The following is a 16,974-nucleotide window of genomic DNA, read 5'->3' as shown; positions in this document are numbered from 1 at the left end:
GTACCCCGCAGCACTGCACGAAGGCCCCGGCTCCTCACGAGCCGGGGTCTTCGCGTTCTCCACCGCTCCTTGGCCAAAAGACCTCCATGAATTCCGGATCTCCGTCTGAAATCGCGAAACTCTGCAATAGAGTCGTCGAAGACGAGAGGGCGGAGGTCCGTTCATGCGCATTCCCGCGCATTCGGTGTGCACGGCCATCCGGGACGACATCGTCGCGGGGGTCTTCGAAAGGGGCGGCCGGCTCGCCGAGGAAGTCCTCGCGCGCCGCTACGGCGTCTCACGCGTGCCCGTGCGCGAGGCCCTGCGCACCCTGGAGGCCGAGGGCTTCGTCGTCACCCGCAGGCACGCGGGCGCGTGCGTCGCCGAACCCACCGAGCAGGAGGCCGCGGACCTCCTGGAGGTCCGCACGCTGCTCGAACCGCTCGCGGCCGCCCGCGCCGCGCAGCGCCGCACGGAAGCGCACCTCAAGGTCCTGCGCGGACTGGTCAGGCTGGGCCAGCAGCGCGCCAGGAACGGCCTGGGGGAGGATCTGCGGTCCCTGGGCGGCTGGTTCCACGAGACGCTCGCCCAGGCGTCAGGCAGCCCCGGCCTCAGCGCGCTGCTCACCCAGCTCCGGCACAAGATCGCCTGGATGTACGTGGTGGAGAGCCCGGCGGCGCCGGCCCAGTCCTGGTCCGAGCACGCGGCGATACTCGACGCGGTGGCCCGCGGGGACGCGCCGCGGGCCAGGGCGCTCACCGCCGAGCACGCGGAACGGGCCGTGGCGGCCCACCGGCCGCGCCACGGACGCGGGTCCGGCGCCCGCCGCGTGAGGGATGCGCAACATGCCGTAAACACGGTGAGCCTCCGGAATTAACGGAGGCGCCGTATACAGGAAGAAGGAATTCTTCCGAACCCGAACCCGAACCCGAACCCGAACCCGAATGCGGGCCGCAGCGAAAACGTCGATGGGGTCACCCGAAATTCCGGGTGACCCCATCGACGTTTTCCAGGAATGTGTCCTAGACCGTCTCCGGAAGCTCCTCGAGCCCCTCCGCGACCAGCTTCGCCAGACGGTCGAGGGCGGCGTCCGCACCCTCGGCGTCGGAGGCCAGCACGATCTCCTCGCCGCCCTGGGCGCCCAGGCCGAGCACCGCGAGCATCGAGGCCGCGTTGACCGGGTTGCCGTCGGCCTTGGCGATCGTCACGGGGACGCCGGCGGCCGTGGCCGCACGGACGAAGATGGAGGCGGGTCGGGCGTGGAGGCCCTCGGCCCAGCCGACGTTGACGCGGCGCTCAGCCATGTGTTGCTGCCCTTCCAGGTGTCTCACACTTGTCTAGACCAGTGTCTCATGCCGTCACGGGTGCTCTGCCGGACGTACGTCCTGCTCCCGGCCGCCCTTCGACCCGTCCTAGCCTGCCCCGGCCCCGGCGGCCGCGCGACCCGTACCCTGGCCCCATGCAGACCCCGTCGGATCAGCAGGAGCGGCAGGACTATCCCTCCCACTGGGAAGCCGATGTGGTGCTGCGCGACGGAGGCACCGCCCGGATCAGGCCCATCACGGCCGAGGACGCGGACCGCCTGGTCAGCTTCTACGAACAGGTCTCGGACGAGTCGAAGTACTACCGCTTCTTCGCGCCCTACCCCCGCCTGTCCGCCAAGGACGTGCACCGCTTCACCCACCACGACCAGGTCGACCGGGTCGGACTCGCCGTCACGGTGGGCGGCGAGTTCATCGCCACCGTGCGCTACGACCGCATCGACGAGCGCGGCATGGCCGCCAGCGCACCCGCCGACGAGGCCGAGGTCGCCTTCCTCGTGCAGGACGCCCACCAGGGCCGCGGCGTCGCCTCCGCGCTCCTCGAACACATCGCCGCCGTCGCCAGGGAGCGCGGCATCCGCCGCTTTGCCGCCGAGGTGCTGCCCGCCAACACCAAGATGATCAAGGTCTTCACGGACGCCGGCTACCAGCAGAAGCGCAGCTTCGAGGACGGCGTCGTCCGCCTCGAGTTCGACCTGGAGCCGACCGACCGCTCGCTCGCCGTGCAGCGCGCCCGCGAGCAGCGCGCCGAGGGACGCTCCGTGCAGCGGCTCCTGACCCCCGGCTCGGTCGCGGTGATCGGCGCGGGCCGCGTCCCCGGCGGAGTGGGCCGCAGCGTGCTGAGCAACCTCCGTGAGTCCGGCTTCACCGGCCGCCTCTACGCGGTCAACAGCGCGTTCGACGAGGAGACCGGCGACGGCATCGACGGCGTGCCCGCCCACCGTTCCGTCACGGAGATCGAGGAGCCGGTCGACCTCGCCGTCGTCGCCGTCCCCGCCGACCGGGTCCCGCAGGCCGTCGCCGAGTGCGGCGAGCGCGGCGTGCGCGGGCTCGTGGTCCTCTCCGCCGGATACGGGGAGAGCGGCGCCGAGGGACGCGAGCGGCAGCGCGAACTGGTGCGCCAGGCCCGGTCGTACGGCATGCGGATCATCGGCCCGAACGCGTTCGGCGTCATCAACACCTCACCCCGCACGCGGCTCAACGCCTCGCTCGCCCCGCAGTCCCCCGCGCGCGGGCGGATCGGCCTGTTCACCCAGTCCGGCGCGATCGGCATCGCCCTGCTCTCCGGTCTGCACCGGCGGGGAGCGGGCCTTTCCACCTTCGTCGGCTCCGGCAACCGCGCGGACGTCTCCGGCAACGACCTGCTCCAGTACTGGTACGAGGACCCGGACACCGACGTCACGCTGATGTACCTGGAGACCATCGGCAACCCGCGCAAGTTCACCCGCCTCGCACGGCGTTCGGCCACCGCCAAACCGCTCGTCGTGGTGCAGGGCGCCCGGCACAGCGGCATCGCCCCGACCGGACATGCCGTCCAGGCCACCCGGCTGCCGCACGCCACGGTCTCGGCGCTGCTGCGCCAGGCGGGCGTCATCCGCGTCGACACCGTCACGGAGATGGTCGACGCCGGACTGCTGCTCGCCGGCCAGCCGCTGCCGTCCGGGCCCCGGGTGGGCATCCTCGGCAACTCCGAGTCGCTCGGGCTGCTCACCTACGACGCGTGCATCGCCGACGGGCTGCGCCCGCTGCCGCCCCGCGACCTCACCACGGGCGCCGTCCCCGCCGACTTCCGGGCCGCGCTCACCGAGGCCCTGTCCGACGACGGCTGCGACGCGGTGATCGTCAACGCCATCCCCTGGGTCGGCGAGGACGGCGCCACCACCGACCCCGAGACCCTCGCCACCGAACTGCGGGCCGCCGCGGCGGGCTGCCCCGCGAAGCCCGTCGCCGTGGTCCACGTCGAGCTCGGCGGGCTCGCCGAGGCGCTGGCCGCCGCCACCAGCACCCGCCCCGACGCCCCCGCCCCGGCCCCCGCTGCGGCCGGACCCTCCGGGGCCCCGGCCGAGCCCGCCCCCGAACCCTCGGAGCAGTACCGCATCCCCGCCTACCCCGCCGCCGAGCGGGCCGTACGTGCCCTCTCCGAAGCCGTCAAGTACGCGCAGTGGCGGCGCGAGGCAGCCGAGCCGGGGCGCGTGCCCGAGTACGACGACATCGACGAGAGCGGGACGGCCGGGCGCATCACGGAACTGCTCGCCGAGGACGGCGACCCGCGCGGGGCCACCCTCGCCCCGGACGACGCCCACGAACTGCTCAGGCGCTACGGCATCCGCGTACGGCGCGCCCTGCCCGCGCCCGACCCCGACGCCGCGGCCCAGGCCGCACGCGTCATCGGCTACCCCGTCGCCCTGAAGACCACCGCCCCGCACCTGCGCCACCGCGCCGACCTCGGCGGGGTGCGCCTCGACCTGACCGACGAGGAGCAACTACGCCGGGCGTACCGGGAATTGACCGACCTCTTCGGCAGCCCCGCCGAGCTGCGGCCCGTCGTGCAGGGCATGGTGCCGCGCGGCGTGGACACCGTCGTCCGCGCGGTCATCGACCCGGCGGCCGGAGCGGTGCTCTCGTTCGGTCTCGCGGGCGCCGCATCCGAGCTGCTCGGCGACACCGCGCACCGCCTCATCCCGGTCACCGACCGGGAGGCGGCCTCGCTCGTCCGCTCCATCCGGACGGCGCCGCTCCTGTTCGGCTGGCGCGGGTCCGCGCCCGTCGACACCCCGGCCCTCGAAGAGCTCCTCCAGCGGGTCTCCCGGCTCGTCGACGACCACCCCGAGGTGGTCGCCGTCTCCCTGGAGCCCGTGGTCGTCGCCCAGCACGGCCTCTCCGTGCTCGGCGCCTCCGTCCGCCTCGCGCCACCGCCGGCCCGCGACGACCTCGGCCCCCGCACCCTGCCCGGCTACTGAACCGGCCTGTGACGGGTACTCGGGGCCCCTTTTCGGGTACTGGTGGCCCCCGCGCGGCACCGGGGCGGCCGCGGGGCACCGTACGCCCCGCACCGGGCCGTAGGATGGACGGCATGGCAAAGACCGGTACGACGACCCAGGGGCTGCGCGCGGCGATCGAGCGCAGCGGCTACTACCCGGCCCTCGTGGCCGAGGCGGTGGAGGCCGCGATCGGCGGCGAGGCCATCGGGTCCTACCTGGTCCACCAGGAGACGACGTTCGACGCCAACGAAGTGCGCCGGCACGTCACCGTCCTCGTCCTGACCGGCACGCGCTTCATCGTCAGCCACACCGACGAGCAGGCGGCCGACAGCACGTCCCCGACGCCGTACGCGACGACCTCCACCGAGTCCGTCAAGATCGGCCGCATCTCCTCCGTCGTGGTCAGCCGCGTCGTCGCCAACCCCGAGAAGTACGTCCCCGGTACGCCGCCCCGCGAGGTCGTCCTGACCATCGGCTGGGGCGCCGTGTCGCGCCTCGATCTGGAGCCCGCGGCCTGCGGCGACCCCAACTGCGAGGCGGACCACGGGTACACGGGCAGCTCGACCGCCGACGACCTGAGCCTGCGCGTCAGCGAGGCGGGCGACGGCCCGGACGCCGTGCGGCAGACCCTCGCCTTCGCCCAGGCGCTGTCCGAGGCGACCGCGGACACCGCCCGCTGATGTCCCTGCCCTATTGGGACGACGTACAACCGCTCGCCCTCGACACCGCTCCGGTGCCCGCCTACGGCACGGGATCGCTGGCCGACCTGCTGCCCACGCTCGTCTCCCACCAGGGGGTCGACGGCTTCGCGCCCGCCATCCCCGAACTCGCCCCGGCCGACCGGAACTGCGTCTTCCTGATCGACGGCCTCGGCTGGGAGCAGCTCAAGGCCCACCCGGACGAGGCGCCGTTCCTGGCCTCGCTCCTGGGCAGCTCGCTGGGCGGCACGGGCCGGCCCCTCACCGCCGGCTTCCCCGCCACCACCGCGACCTCGCTGGCCTCGGTCGGCACCGGCCTGCCGCCCGGCGCGCACGGCCTGCCCGGCTACACCGTCCGCGACCCCGCCACCGGCGCCCTGATGAACCAGCTCCGCTGGAATCCGTGGACCGACCCGCACGCCTGGCAGCCGTACCCCACCGTCTTCCAGCGGGCCCACGACGCCGGGGTGCACACCGCGCAGGTCTCCTCCCCGACCTTCGAGCACACACCGCTCACCAAGGTCGCCCTCAGCGGCGGCACCTTCCGGGGCAGGCTCTCCGGAGAGGACCGCATGGACCTCGCCGCGGCGCAACTGGCCGCGGGGGACCGCTCCCTGGTCTACACGTACTACGCGGAGGTGGACGGCAAGGGGCACCGTTTCGGCGTCGACTCCGACGCCTGGCGCGGCCAGCTCATGTACGTCGACCGGCTGGCGCAGCGCCTCGCCGAGAAACTTCCGCCGCGCAGCGCCCTGTACGTCACCGCCGACCACGGCATGATCGACATCCCCTTCGACGAGCGGTCCCGGATCGACTTCGACGAGGACTGGGAGCTGCGCGCCGGCGTCGCCCTCCTCGGCGGCGAGGGCCGCGCCCGGCACGTGTACGCGGTCCCGGGCGCAGAGAACGACGTCCTGACGGTCTGGCGCGAGGTGCTCGGCGAGCAGTTCTGGGTGGCCTCCCGCGACGAGGCGATCGCGGCCGGCTGGTTCGGTCCACACATTGATCAACGTGTGTACGGGCGCCTCGGCGACGTCATCGCCGCCGCCCACGACGACGCCGCGATCATCGCCTCGGAGCGTGAGCCCAACGAGTCGGCCCTGGTCGGCATGCACGGCTCCATGACCCCCGTGGAGCAGTTCGTCCCGCTCCTCGAAGTACGCTCCTGACCGTCCCCCTGCCCATACGCCCCCGAAAGGTCCGCAACCCCCCATGCCCGAGCTGGTGTTCTTCTCCGGAACGATGGACTGCGGAAAGAGCACACTGGCTCTGCAGATCGAGCACAACCGTTCCGCCCGCGGACTCCAGGGGATGATCTTCACTCGGGACGACCGCGCGGGGGAGGGCAAGCTCTCCTCCCGGCTCGGCCTGGTCACCGACGCGATCGAGGCCGCGGACGACTTCGACTTCTACGCCCACCTCGTCGACCACCTCTCGCGGGGCGGCCGGGCGGACTATGTGATCGCGGACGAGGCGCAGTTCCTGGCCCCGGACCAGATCGATCAGCTCGCCCGCGTCGTCGACGACCTCGGCCTCGACGTCTTCGCCTTCGGCATCACCACGGACTTCCGCTCCAAGCTGTTCCCCGGCTCACAGCGCCTGGTCGAGATCGCCGACCGCGTCGAGGTGCTCCAGGTCGAGGCCCTCTGCTGGTGCGGGGCCCGCGCCACGCACAACGCCCGCACCATAGGCGGCGAAATGGTCGTCGAGGGCGCCCAGGTCGTGGTGGGCGACGTCGACCAGTCCTCGGACGAGGTGGGCTACGAGGTGCTGTGCCGCCGCCATCACCGGCGCAGGGCGACGGCGGCGACCGCCCGCGCGGGAGCCCTGTCGCCCGACGTGCTGCCGGTCGACACGACCCCCGCCCGGGCCTGAATCAGCCGCCGTCGGGCGTGTGCACGACGGCGAAGACCGCGCCGTCCGGGTCGGCGACCGTCGCCGACCGCCCGTGGTCGCCCTCGTCGGCCGGTTCGACGACGTGGCCGCCGAGTCCGACGACCCGTTCGACCGCCTCGTCCACGTCGGCGACCTCGAAGTACGTCATCCAGTGCGGGCCCCGGTCGCGCGGCAGTGCCTGGCCCACACCGCGCACCGACGCCACCGGCCGGCCGTCCACGCGCAGTGTCGCATGGTCGAAGTCGGCCGAGACATCGGCCTCTTCGGTGCAGCCGAAGACCGACTCGTAGAACTTCAGTACGCCCGCCGTCTCCCGCGTCACCAGTTCGTTCCAGGCCGGCGTGCCGGGCCTGCCGAGCACCGCGGTCCCCAGATGGGCCACCGCCTGCCAGATGCCGAACACCGCGCCCGACGGGTCGGACGCGATCGCCAGCCGCCCGGCCTCGCCCGCGTCGATGGGCCCCACGCCGACCGTGCCGCCGCAGTGCCGCACCGCGTCGGCCGTCGCGTCCGCGTCGTCCGACGCCAGGTAGGTCGTCCAGGCGATGGCCAGATGCCGGTCGGCGGGCAGCCGGCCGATGCCCGCCACCTCGCGCCCGTCGAGCAGGGCGCGCACGTACGGCCCGAGCTGCTCCGGTCCCGGCCGGAACTCCCAGCCGAAGAGCGCTCCGTAGAACTCCTGGGTCGCGGTCAGGTCGTGCGTCATCAGACTCACCCAGCAGGGCGTGCCGGGCTTGCGCCGACCGGTTTCCGCGCCGTCCCCGCGCACGTGCCCCAAGGACTCCGAGGAGCCCCGTCCAGGGGGGACCCCATTCGCCCGCGCCTCGGTCATCGTCACCCTCTCCTCGGCCGTCGTGACGGCCGGTCAGCTACCACTCTCGAATGCGCGCACGATCGCCGCGCGGACTCGCGCCCGTGCAGATGCTCGCACCGCCCACCGCGTCACGCGGTCCGACCGCGCCGCGCTGTCCGGCTTCCCGCGGAAGATGCCCGGTTTCGGGTTGCTCATCCGTGAACGCGCGATGGCCGCGCGATGTTCATCTGTCGTACAGGGCGTGCATGGTTCCATACGCCCCGTGTTCGGGCGTGGTCCGGCCGAGCAGGGTAGCCGCACCTTGGCGGCGCGACCACCCCGTACGCAAGGATGGGCCCATGAATCCCATCATCTCCGCATCGCAACTCGCGGGCGAACTCGCGGGCCAGAACCCGCCGGTCCTGCTCGACGTCCGCTGGGAGCACCAGGGCTCCCAGCGCTCCGCGTACGAGGAAGGGCACATTCCGTCGGCCGTCTTCATCGATCTCGATGCTGACCTGGCGGGTCCCGCGGGCGCCGGCGGCCGCCACCCCCTGCCCGACGTGGCCCACTTCGGTGCCGTGATGCGGGCGGCGGGGGTCTCGGGGGACCGGGACGTCGTCGTGTACGACGGTGGCCAGAACTGGGCGGCGGCACGCCTGTGGTGGATGCTGCGCTGGACGGGGCACGCGTCCGTCCGCGTCCTGGACGGCGGCATCGGACTGTGGACCGGACCGCTCGAACGGGGTTCGGGCACGACCCCCGAGGAGGGCTCTTTCGAGCCGGCGCCGAACAGCACCGACCTGCTGGACGCGGACTCCGCCGCCGCTCTCGCCCGCTCCGGCCTGCTCCTTGACGCCCGCGCGGCCGAGCGGTACCGCGGCGAGGTCGAGCCGATCGACAGCGTGGCGGGGCACATTCCGGGCGCGGTGTCGGCGCCGACCACGGAGAACGTCGCGGAGGACGGCCGCTTCAGGCCCGCCACCGAGCTCGCCGGCCGCTTCAAGGCCCTGGGCGCGTCCGAGACTTCGGAGATCGGCGTCTACTGCGGCTCGGGGGTCTCGGGCGCCCACGAGGTCCTCGCCCTCGCGGTGGCCGGGATCCCGGCCGCGCTCTACGTCGGCTCCTGGTCGCAGTGGTCGGCCGACCCCGCGCGCCCCGTGGCGACCGGCCCGGACCCGCAGTAACTCCCGGACCCGAAGTAACTCGCTGATCCGCGACGGCTTCCCGGCCCGCGGTGTTTTCCGGCCACCACGGAGAGGGGGCCCACACCGACCGGGTGTGGACCCCCTCTCCATGGCATCCGCCGGGCGGCGGGGTGCCGTGGGTCACTCCTGCTTCTTGCGGCGCGTGCCGAAGACGATCTCGTCCCAACTGGGGACCGCCGCGCGGCGGCCCGGGCGCACGCCGTCGGCCTCGGCCTGGCGGTCCGTGGAACCGACCAGGCGGTCGCGGTGGCTCGCCACCGAGCGCGGCATGAGGACGTCCGCGTAGGCCGCTCCGGCGCCCGCCGACGCCGCCGGGGGCTCCTCGGCGTCCGCTTCCTGCTCGGGCTCCTCCTGGACGGACGGCGGCAGTTCCGTGGTGGTGGAGACCACGGGCCGCTCCGGTACGACCATGTCACCGCGGAAGCTGGGCACCGCTTCCAGCAGGCTGGTCAGCGAGTCGCGCTCCTGTTCGGCGACCGCGGAACCCGCGCCGGTGCCCTCCTCCGGCGGATCGGCCGGAGGCGCGGGGATGCTCGGGCGGTCCAACTGGCGTTCCAGGGCACGGTCGAGCGGCCGGTCCGATGCCCGGTCCCTGGGCAGCCGGGCGATGCGCGGCACGAACGGGAAGCTCGGTTCGGGCGCGGAGATGTCGTCCGTCTCGCCGATCAGCGAACGGGCCTCGTCGTCCACGGCCTGGACGAGCCGCCGGGGCGGGTCGTACGTCCAGCTCGCGGAGTGCGGCTCGGTCGCGACGCGGTAGACGAGCAGGACCTCCCAGGTGCCGTCGTCCCGGCGCCAGGAGTCCCACTGGACGGTGTCCTTGTCGACGCCCCGCATCATCAGCCGCTCCTGCACGGCCTCGCCGAGCTGGGGCCCGGTGTTCTCGCCGGGACGGCGCACGGGGGTCTTTCTGGCACGCTCCGCCATGAACGCGCGCTCCGCGAGCACGGGTCCTTCGAAGCGGCGGACGCGATCGACGGGGATGCCCGCGAGCTGGGCCACTTCTTCCGCGCTGGCGCCGGCACGTATCCGTGCCTGGATGTCGCGCGGGCGGAGGTGGCTCTCCACCTCGATCTCGATCTGTCCGAGTCGGGGCCTGTCGCCGCGGACGGCCGCACGCAGCCGCTCGTCGATCGGAAGCGTGTACTCCGTGCTGTCCGCAGCCTTCAGCACCAGCCGTGTGCCGTCGTTGCTGACGGCCACGACACGCAGTTCGGGCATGGGGACCTCCCGGGTGGTGCCTGCCGACGTCACGTGCGTCGCTGCTTCCGCTAGTCGAGTGTGGCCTGCCCGGGTGCAGCCTGCCACAACCTTGCCGAGTTGCCCGGCGTGTCGGGCATGGGCCCTGGATCGCCGTTATGGCACGGTTACCATTTCGCAACGCTAAGTGACGACGTTCGTCACCCTGTGCAGCGAGCCCCCCACCCGGCGGTTCTGGAAGGCCCCGGGCACCCTGGCGGGAGACCGGACCCAGGGCTCGCAACAGTACTCCATTCGGGCCATGCGGGTGGACCGCCGCGCCGCCGAACTTCTCGTGGCGGAAGGGAGTTGGCGCCCGCCCCTGCCCCGGTACCCCCGCGCGCGGGTGGCGCACTTCACGGAAAGTCCCGAATCGGAACTAAACACTTCGCCCATACGTCCCTGTCTCGTGTAGTCGGTCGAGAAAGGCAGGCAAGGGTCGGAGATGCGTGAAAAGCCGGATTCCGGCAAGGAGTCGAAGGAGTCCAAGGACCAGGAGGAGTCGGGTGAGCAGCGACGGCTCGATCTGAGTCTGCCGCAGGTGGCGGGGAGCGCCATCGCCGCGGTCGTGGCGGCCAAGCTCGCCTCGAACCTCGGCGTCTACGGGACGATCCTCGGCGCCGGTGTGGTGAGCGCGATCGCGACCTGCGGCGGCACCGTCTTCCAGCACTTCTTCAAGCGCACGGGCGAGCAGATACGTGACGTCACCGTGCAGGTCAAGCCGAAGGCCCGGCAAGTCCCGGTGAAGGCGGCCGCTCAGGTGCCCGAGACGTTCAGGGCCACCGGCCACACCGGGGCCGTGCGGGCCACCGGGCCGGTGACCACGACGTGGGGAAGACCGCAGGGCACCGGGGCGGACGCCGACGCGACGACGGCGCTGCCGATCACCACGGACGCCGATCCCACCGCGGTGCTGCCCCACGCCGACGCCGACCCGGCCACGGTGCCGCCGCCCGCGGACGCGGAGGCCACCACGGTGCTGCCCTCCGTCGGGGGCGGCGCGGGCGACGAGGCCGAGCGGACCCAGCTCCTGGGCGCGGTCGACGCCACCCAGGCACTGCCGCGCGACGACGCCACGCGCGTGCTCCGCGCCGCGGGCCCGACCCCGGCGCCCGCCCCGACGACGGCCTTCGCACCGCCGCCGCTCTCGGACGAGTTCACCGAGGGCACCACGCACCGGGCGCAGATCCGCAGCTGGAAGCGGCCGTTGATCGCCGCGGCCGTCGTCTTCGGCGTCTCCATGGCGGGGATCACCACATACGAACTGGTCTCCGGCAAGGACCTCAGCGGCGGCCACGGCACCACGATCGGCAACGGCTTCTCGGGGCACAACTCCTCTTCGGAGAAGCGCACGCCCGACGACGAGCCGTCCGGCCAGCCCTCGGACCACGGCACGCCGGGCACCGGTGACGGCTCCGGACAGGGCGACGGCAACGCCTCCCAGGACCCGGACGGCACCGGGCGCACCCCGGGCGGCGGCACCGGCGACGGCACGGGCAACGGCACCGACTCCGGTTCGAAGGGCGACCCGGACGACGGCACGGGCAGTGACACCGGCAAGGACGACGGCACCGACTCCGGGGACGACGGCTCCAAGACGGACCCGACGCCCACCCCCACCCCGCCCACCCCGACGCCCACGCCGTCCACTCCCGCGGACGGCGGCCAGGACGCCAGGGACGGCGGGACGCCCACTCCGTAGCGGCGGGTCAGGCGCCCAGGACCCGGCGCAGGTAGTCGTTGCCGAAGAGGCGGTCCGGGTCGAGGCGGTCGCGCAGGGCGGTGAACTCGCCGAAGCGGGGGTACGCCTCGGCGAAGTACTCCGCGTCGCGCGTGTGGAGCTTGCCCCAGTGCGGCCGCCCCTGGTGCGCGGTGAAGATCCGCTCGGCGGCCGCGAAGTACGCCTGGTAGGGCGTGCCCCGGTACATGTGGACGGCGATGTACGCGCTCTCCCGGCCCGATGCCGTGGAGAGCGCGATGTCGTCCGCGGGCGCGGTGCGGACCTCCACGGGGAAGCTGATCCGCAGCGGCGAGCGGTCCACCATCGCCTTCAGCTCGCGCAGGGTCTCCACGAGGGCCTCGCGCGGCACCGCGTACTCCATCTCCATGAACCGCACGCGGCGCGGGCTGGTGAAGACCTTGTAGGGAATGTCCGTGTACGTCCGCGCGGAGAGCGCCTTGCTGGAGATCTTCGCGATGCCGGGGATGGCCGCGGGGACGGCCCGGCCCAGGGAGTTGACGACCTGGAAGAGGCCGTTGGAGAGGAGTTCGTCCTCCACGAAGGCGCTGATCCTGCCGGGGGGAGCGGCGGGGCCCGGGCTGCGGTTGTTGCGCTTGGTGTTGCAGTTGCCGGTGTGCGGGAACCAGTAGAACTCGAAGTGCTCGTTCTCGGTGACCAGCGCGTCGAAGTCGCTCGTGACCCGGTCGAAGGTCATCGGCTCCTCGCGGGCGGTGAGGTAGAAGATCGGCTCCACCGCGAAGGTGATCGCGGTGATCACGCCGAGCGCGCCGAGCCCTATCCGGGCCGCGGCGAAGACCTCGGGGTTCTCGTCGGCGGAGCAGGTCAGCACCGTGCCGTCCGCGGTGACCAGCTCAAGGCCCTTGATCTGGGCGGCGATCGAGGCCGAGTCGCGGCCCGTGCCGTGCGTGCCGGTGCTGACGGCCCCCGAGACGGTCTGCTCCATGATGTCGCCCATGTTCGTGAGCGACAGGCCCTCGCGGGCGAGCGCCGCGTTCAGGCGCTTGAGCGGGGTGCCGGCCTCCACGGTGACCGTGCCCGCCGCGCGGTCCACGGCACGGATGCCGGTCAGCAGGTCGGGGCGTATGAGGACGCCGTCGGTCGCGGCGGTCGCCGTGAAGGAGTGCCCCGTGCCGACGGGCTTCGCCCTGAGACCGTCCTCCTTGGCGCGGCGCAGCGCCGCCGCCAGTTCGTCGACCGACGCGGGCGTGGCCTCGCGGACCGGCCGCACCGTCACGTTGCCCGCCCAGTTACGCCACGTCGCTGTGGTCCTGCCGCTGCCCGTGCCCGAACTCATGGGTCCCTCCCCGTCGCGGAACCGGCCTCTTCAGCCGGCGGTAGCCCAGGAACCCGACCGCGACCGCGACGGCACCGGAGACGCCCGGCACCCCGTACCCGGCGTCCGGCCCCGCGGCGTCGATGACCCAGCCGGCCGCGGAGGAGCCGAGCGCGACGCCGACCGCGAGTCCGGTGCTCACCCAGGTCATGCCCTCGGTCAGTTTCGCGCGTGGTACGTGCTGTTCGACGAGGGCCATCGTCGTGATCATCGTCGGTGCGATGGAGAGGCCCGCCACGAACAACGCCACGGCCAGCAACGGAAGGTTCCCGACCAGTTGAAGCGGGATCATACTCACGGCCATCGCACAGACGCCCAGCAGCCACCGGGGGGCCGGCGCCCCCTTGAAGTGGAGCAGCCCGAAGGCCGCGCCGGCCAGGCAGGAGCCGAGGGCGTAGACGGCGAGGACCAGGCTGGCCGCGGACTTGTGGCCCTGGTCCTCCGCGTACGCCACGGTGACCACGTCGATCGAGCCGAAGATCGCACCGGTAGCGACGAAGGTGGCGACGAGCACCTGGAGACCGCCCGAGCGCAGCGCCGAGCCCTTGGTGTGGTGTTCGCGCGGGTGCGGCACCGGCTCGGTGGCCCGCTGGGCCGTCAGCCAGAAGACGCCCACGGCGAGGAAGACACCGGCGAGCAGCGGACCGGCCTCCGGGAACCACACCGTGGAGAGACCGATGGAGATGATCGGCCCGAAGATGAAGCAGACCTCGTCGACCACCGACTCGAAGGAGTAGGCGGTGTGCAGCTGCGGGGTGTCGCGGTAGAGGGCCGCCCAGCGCGAGCGGATCATCGAGCCGACGCTCGGCACACAGCCGACCAGGGCGGCGAAGAGGAACAGCGCCCAGTCGGGCGCCTCGAACTTGGCGCTGAGCAGCAGCCCGGCGACCGCGGCCAGGGAGACCAGCGTCGCGGGCCGCAGCACCCGGCGCTGACCGTGCCGGTCGACGAGCCGGGAGATCTGCGGCCCGATGGCGGCCGCCGACAGGGCGACCGTCGCCGACAGCGCGCCCGCGAGGCCGTAGCGCCCGGTCAGCTGCGACACCATGGTCACGATGCCGATGCCCATCATCGACAGCGGCATGCGGCCGAGGAACCCCGCGCCGGAGAAGGCCTTGGTGCCGGGGGCGGCGAAGATGGCGCGGTAGGGGCTGGGCACGTGGACTCCGCTGGGGCTCCGGCCGGCCCTCCGTCAGGCGGAGGGCTCCGGGTAAGGCGTAAAGGTGGCCTATACAGCTTACGGCTCCGGTGCCGCGGGGCGCACCGGGTTTTTCCGATCGGCGGAGGCCGTTTTCCGGCTGTCGGTGGCGGGTGGCAGGATCGGATGCATGTCCGACGCGCTGGATTCGACTCCCTATGACGCCCTGCTGCTGCTCTCGTTCGGTGGCCCCGAAGGCCCGGACGACGTCGTCCCGTTCCTGGAGAACGTGACGCGCGGGCGCGGCATCCCCACGGAGCGGCTCAAGGAGGTGGGGCAGCACTACTTCCTCTTCGGCGGGGTCAGCCCGATCAACGACCAGAACCGCGCCCTGCTCGACGCCCTGCGCAAGGACTTCGCGGACCACGGCCTCGACCTGCCCGTCTACTGGGGCAATCGCAACTGGGCGCCCTATCTGACCGACACCCTGCGCGAGATGGTCACCGACGGCCGCCGCCGCATCCTGGTCCTCGCCACGAGCGCGTACGCCTCGTACTCCGGCTGCCGCCAGTACCGCGAGAACCTCGCGGACTCCCTCGCCGTCCTCGCCTCCGAGGGCCTGGAGCTGCCCAAGGTCGACAAGCTCCGGCACTACTTCAACCACCTCGGCTTCGTCCGGCCCATGATCGACGGCGTCCTGAAGTCGCTCTCCGAACTCCCGGAGGACGTGCGGGACGGAGCGCACCTGGCGTTCACCACGCACTCCATCCCGACCGCCGCCGCGGACACCTCCGGCCCGGTCGAGGAGCACGGCGACGGCGGCGCGTACGTCAAGGAGCACCTGGACGTGGCCCGCCTCATCGCCGACGCGGTCCGCGCCGAGACCGGCGTGGAGCACCCCTGGCAGCTCGTCTACCAGTCGCGCAGCGGCGCCCCGCACATCCCGTGGCTGGAGCCGGACATCTGCGACCACCTGGAGGAGCGGCGGGCGGCCGGTGCCCCCGCGGTGGTCATGGTCCCCATCGGCTTCGTCTCGGACCACATGGAGGTCCTGTACGACCTCGACACCGAGGCCGAGGCCAAGGCGGCGGAGCTGGGCCTTCCGGTCCGCCGTTCGGCGACGGTCGGCGCCGACCCGCGGTTCGCCGCGGCGATCAGGGAGCTGGTCCTGGAGCGGGCCGCCGCGGAGAGCGGCGCCGCCGTCACCCCCTGCGCCCTCGGCACCCTCGGCGCGAGCCACGACCTGTGCCCGGTGGGCTGCTGCCCCGCCCGCGCCCCCAAGCCCGCCGCCGCGGGCGCCGACAGCCCGTACGCGTGAGCAACCCCGAGGTGACCGCAGTGACCGACGTGACCGCCCTCAAGGCCGAACTCCTCGACGTCGCCCTGGAGGCCGCGCACCGCGCCGGCGCCTTCCTGCGCGACGGCCGCCCCGACGACCTCGGCGTGGCCGCCACCAAGTCCAGTGCCGTCGACGTCGTCACGGAGATGGACATCGCCTCCGAGAAGCTGATCACCGGCTTCCTCGCCGAGCTCAGGCCCGACGACGGCGTGCTCGGCGAGGAGGGCGCGAGCTTCGAGGGCAGCAGCGGCGTGCAGTGGGTGATCGACCCCATCGACGGCACCGTCAACTACCTCTACGGCCGCCCCGACTGGTCCGTGTCCATCGCCGCCCGCAAGGACGGCGAGACCCTCGTCGGCGTCGTGCACGCGCCGATGCGCGGGGAGACCTACCGCGCGGTCCTCGGCGAGGGCGCCCACGTCAACGACCGGCCCGCCCGCGTGCGCCCCGCCCCCTCCCTCGACCAGGCCCTGGTCGGCACCGGCTTCGGATACCTCACCGAGCGCCGCGTCCGGCAGGCCGAGGTGGCCCGCCACCTCATCCCGCGGGTCCGCGACATCCGCCGGGGCGGGTCGGCCGCGATCGACCTGTGCGACGTCGCGGTGGGCCGCCTCGACGCGTACTACGAGCGCGGACTGAACCCGTGGGACTACGCCGCCGGCGACCTCGTGGCCCGGGAAGCGGGCGCGCTGACCGGTGGCCGCCCCGGAGAGCCCCTCACGGGCGAGCTGGCCCTCGCGGCCCCGCCCGCCCTCTTCGAGACGCTCCAGGGCCTCCTGGAGGACCTCGGCGCCTGGCACGACTGACGGCCGAAACGCCCCGCGCGCACGGAAGGGCCCCGCCACCTCGTCCTGCGGTGGCGGGGCCCTTCGCGGTGGTCTGTCGTGCCGGGATTCGGTCAGGCGTGCAGCACGCCCACCTCGACGCCGTGCTCGGCCGCCAGGCGGTGGAGGTCCTCCAGCTCCGCCAGCTCGACCTCGGCAAGGAAGTCGTCTCCCGTCTCACGGGCCTTCGTGAGGTCGGACTCCGTGGCCTTTATGCGCTGCAGGAGACCTGCGGTGAATGCGTCCATGGTTGCGCCCCCTCGGCTGGGTCGTGGGTCGATGGCACGGGGGTGTGCCTCAAGAAGGGGCGATCACGTCTCAAGCCGCTCTGCGGAAAGCAGTTTGTGGCGTGCCACATACAAAGCGTGATCGCGGGTGTAAGGCCGTCCTCCCCCCGCTCCCTTCCGCAGAAACCTCAACCGGCGGAGAAAATCCGGCATTCCCGGGCCCGGGGACCGATGACAGGCCGTCTTACAGCCGGTT

Annotated in this window: 15 protein-coding genes; 9 read left to right on the top strand and 6 right to left on the bottom strand. The window is 72.9% G+C overall.

Annotation, left to right across the window (positions count from 1 at the left end):
• Positions 1 to 163 precede the first annotated feature (163 nt).
• Positions 164 to 856 carry a GntR family transcriptional regulator gene (locus ACZ7DY_RS21615; protein ID WP_471137562.1) on the top strand — a complete coding sequence of 231 codons (693 nt, stop codon included), beginning with the start codon at positions 164 to 166 and terminating at the stop codon, positions 854 to 856.
• Positions 857 to 1,001: 145 nt separating this feature from the next.
• On the opposite strand, the gene ACZ7DY_RS21610 is transcribed toward ACZ7DY_RS21615, so the two are convergent.
• Positions 1,002 to 1,283: an HPr family phosphocarrier protein gene (locus ACZ7DY_RS21610; RefSeq protein WP_030021209.1), complete on the bottom strand. Its 282-nt coding sequence runs from the start codon at positions 1,281 to 1,283 to the stop codon at positions 1,002 to 1,004.
• A 155-nt stretch (positions 1,284 to 1,438) separates the two neighbouring features.
• Here ACZ7DY_RS21610 and ACZ7DY_RS21605 point away from each other — a divergent pair, with 155 nt between their 5' ends.
• The 4 genes from ACZ7DY_RS21605 to ACZ7DY_RS21590 all read left to right on the top strand — a co-directional run bounded on the left by ACZ7DY_RS21605 (position 1,439) and on the right by ACZ7DY_RS21590 (position 6,855).
• Positions 1,439 to 4,261, top strand: a complete 2,823-nt coding sequence (locus tag ACZ7DY_RS21605) for a bifunctional acetate--CoA ligase family protein/GNAT family N-acetyltransferase (protein ID WP_471137561.1) — start codon at positions 1,439 to 1,441, stop codon at positions 4,259 to 4,261.
• 113 nt (positions 4,262 to 4,374) lie between these two features.
• A complete protein-coding gene (locus ACZ7DY_RS21600; protein WP_471137560.1) occupies positions 4,375 to 4,962 on the top strand; it encodes a DUF5998 family protein in 588 nt (195 codons plus the stop codon).
• Entirely contained in the window at positions 4,962 to 6,149 is a 1,188-nt protein-coding gene (locus ACZ7DY_RS21595) for an alkaline phosphatase family protein (protein ID WP_471137559.1), read from the top strand. The genes ACZ7DY_RS21600 and ACZ7DY_RS21595 overlap by 1 nt, the downstream gene beginning before the upstream one ends.
• A gap of 43 nt (positions 6,150 to 6,192) precedes the next feature.
• Positions 6,193 to 6,855 carry a thymidine kinase gene (locus ACZ7DY_RS21590; RefSeq protein WP_471137558.1) on the top strand — a complete coding sequence of 221 codons (663 nt, stop codon included), beginning with the start codon at positions 6,193 to 6,195 and terminating at the stop codon, positions 6,853 to 6,855.
• A gap of 1 nt (position 6,856) precedes the next feature.
• Here ACZ7DY_RS21590 and ACZ7DY_RS21585 read toward each other — a convergent pair whose 3' ends face one another.
• On the bottom strand, positions 6,857 to 7,582 hold the full coding sequence (locus ACZ7DY_RS21585) for a VOC family protein (RefSeq protein ID WP_471137557.1): 726 nt from the start codon (positions 7,580 to 7,582) through the stop codon (positions 6,857 to 6,859).
• 446 nt (positions 7,583 to 8,028) lie between these two features.
• Between ACZ7DY_RS21585 and ACZ7DY_RS21580 the strand changes: the two genes are divergently transcribed.
• Positions 8,029 to 8,856: a sulfurtransferase gene (locus ACZ7DY_RS21580; RefSeq protein ID WP_471137556.1), complete on the top strand. Its 828-nt coding sequence runs from the start codon at positions 8,029 to 8,031 to the stop codon at positions 8,854 to 8,856.
• Positions 8,857 to 8,997: 141 nt separating this feature from the next.
• Here the strand turns inward: ACZ7DY_RS21580 and sepH are convergent, their stop codons facing one another.
• Entirely contained in the window at positions 8,998 to 10,098 is a 1,101-nt protein-coding gene (gene sepH, locus ACZ7DY_RS21575) for a septation protein SepH (protein WP_471137555.1), read from the bottom strand.
• A gap of 463 nt (positions 10,099 to 10,561) precedes the next feature.
• Between sepH and ACZ7DY_RS21570 the strand changes: the two genes are divergently transcribed.
• Positions 10,562 to 11,818: a hypothetical protein gene (locus ACZ7DY_RS21570; protein WP_471137554.1), complete on the top strand. Its 1,257-nt coding sequence runs from the start codon at positions 10,562 to 10,564 to the stop codon at positions 11,816 to 11,818.
• Between the two features lie 7 nt (positions 11,819 to 11,825).
• Here the strand turns inward: ACZ7DY_RS21570 and ACZ7DY_RS21565 are convergent, their stop codons facing one another.
• Positions 11,826 to 13,151 (bottom strand): D-arabinono-1,4-lactone oxidase, encoded by a 1,326-nt coding sequence (locus ACZ7DY_RS21565; protein WP_471137553.1) that lies wholly within the window; start codon positions 13,149 to 13,151, stop codon positions 11,826 to 11,828.
• The gene (locus tag ACZ7DY_RS21560) at positions 13,105 to 14,349 is read right to left on the bottom strand and encodes an MFS transporter (protein ID WP_471137552.1); all 1,245 of its coding nucleotides are present in this window, start codon (positions 14,347 to 14,349) and stop codon (positions 13,105 to 13,107) included. The genes ACZ7DY_RS21565 and ACZ7DY_RS21560 overlap by 47 nt, the downstream gene beginning before the upstream one ends.
• 169 nt (positions 14,350 to 14,518) lie before the next feature.
• Between ACZ7DY_RS21560 and ACZ7DY_RS21555 the strand changes: the two genes are divergently transcribed.
• Together ACZ7DY_RS21555 and ACZ7DY_RS21550 are read left to right on the top strand one after the other, a co-directional pair.
• The gene (locus ACZ7DY_RS21555) at positions 14,519 to 15,646 is read left to right on the top strand and encodes a ferrochelatase (RefSeq protein ID WP_471137551.1); all 1,128 of its coding nucleotides are present in this window, start codon (positions 14,519 to 14,521) and stop codon (positions 15,644 to 15,646) included.
• Positions 15,647 to 15,657: 11 nt separating this feature from the next.
• Positions 15,658 to 16,473, top strand: coding sequence for an inositol monophosphatase family protein (locus ACZ7DY_RS21550; protein ID WP_471137733.1), 816 nt, complete (start codon positions 15,658 to 15,660; stop codon positions 16,471 to 16,473).
• 92 nt (positions 16,474 to 16,565) lie between these two features.
• On the opposite strand, the gene ACZ7DY_RS21545 is transcribed toward ACZ7DY_RS21550, so the two are convergent.
• On the bottom strand, positions 16,566 to 16,739 hold the full coding sequence (locus ACZ7DY_RS21545; protein ID WP_165283794.1) for a hypothetical protein: 174 nt from the start codon (positions 16,737 to 16,739) through the stop codon (positions 16,566 to 16,568).
• Positions 16,740 to 16,974 lie beyond the last annotated feature (235 nt).

It is taken from the genome of Streptomyces sp. NPDC037013, assembly GCF_055607265.1.
This window is presented reverse-complemented; position numbering and strand designations above follow the sequence as displayed.

Bases quoted from the DNA above. Each gene is read 5' to 3' on its own strand.
- ACZ7DY_RS21545 (WP_165283794.1), bottom strand. From the start codon at position 16,739: ATGGACGCATTCACCGCAGGTCTCCTGCAGCGCATAAAGGCCACGGAG.
- sepH (WP_471137555.1), bottom strand. From the start codon at position 10,098: ATGCCCGAACTGCGTGTCGTGGCCGTCAGCAACGACGGCACACGGCTG.
- ACZ7DY_RS21580 (WP_471137556.1), top strand. From the start codon at position 8,029: ATGAATCCCATCATCTCCGCATCGCAACTCGCGGGCGAACTCGCGGGC.
- ACZ7DY_RS21585 (WP_471137557.1), bottom strand. From the start codon at position 7,582: ATGACGCACGACCTGACCGCGACCCAGGAGTTCTACGGAGCGCTCTTC.
- ACZ7DY_RS21570 (WP_471137554.1), top strand. From the start codon at position 10,562: ATGCGTGAAAAGCCGGATTCCGGCAAGGAGTCGAAGGAGTCCAAGGAC.
- ACZ7DY_RS21590 (WP_471137558.1), top strand. From the start codon at position 6,193: ATGCCCGAGCTGGTGTTCTTCTCCGGAACGATGGACTGCGGAAAGAGC.
- ACZ7DY_RS21555 (WP_471137551.1), top strand. From the start codon at position 14,519: ATGTCCGACGCGCTGGATTCGACTCCCTATGACGCCCTGCTGCTGCTC.
- ACZ7DY_RS21615 (WP_471137562.1), top strand. From the start codon at position 164: ATGCGCATTCCCGCGCATTCGGTGTGCACGGCCATCCGGGACGACATC.
- ACZ7DY_RS21605 (WP_471137561.1), top strand. From the start codon at position 1,439: ATGCAGACCCCGTCGGATCAGCAGGAGCGGCAGGACTATCCCTCCCAC.
- ACZ7DY_RS21565 (WP_471137553.1), bottom strand. From the start codon at position 13,151: ATGAGTTCGGGCACGGGCAGCGGCAGGACCACAGCGACGTGGCGTAAC.
- ACZ7DY_RS21610 (WP_030021209.1), bottom strand. From the start codon at position 1,283: ATGGCTGAGCGCCGCGTCAACGTCGGCTGGGCCGAGGGCCTCCACGCC.
- ACZ7DY_RS21600 (WP_471137560.1), top strand. From the start codon at position 4,375: ATGGCAAAGACCGGTACGACGACCCAGGGGCTGCGCGCGGCGATCGAG.
- ACZ7DY_RS21595 (WP_471137559.1), top strand. From the start codon at position 4,962: ATGTCCCTGCCCTATTGGGACGACGTACAACCGCTCGCCCTCGACACC.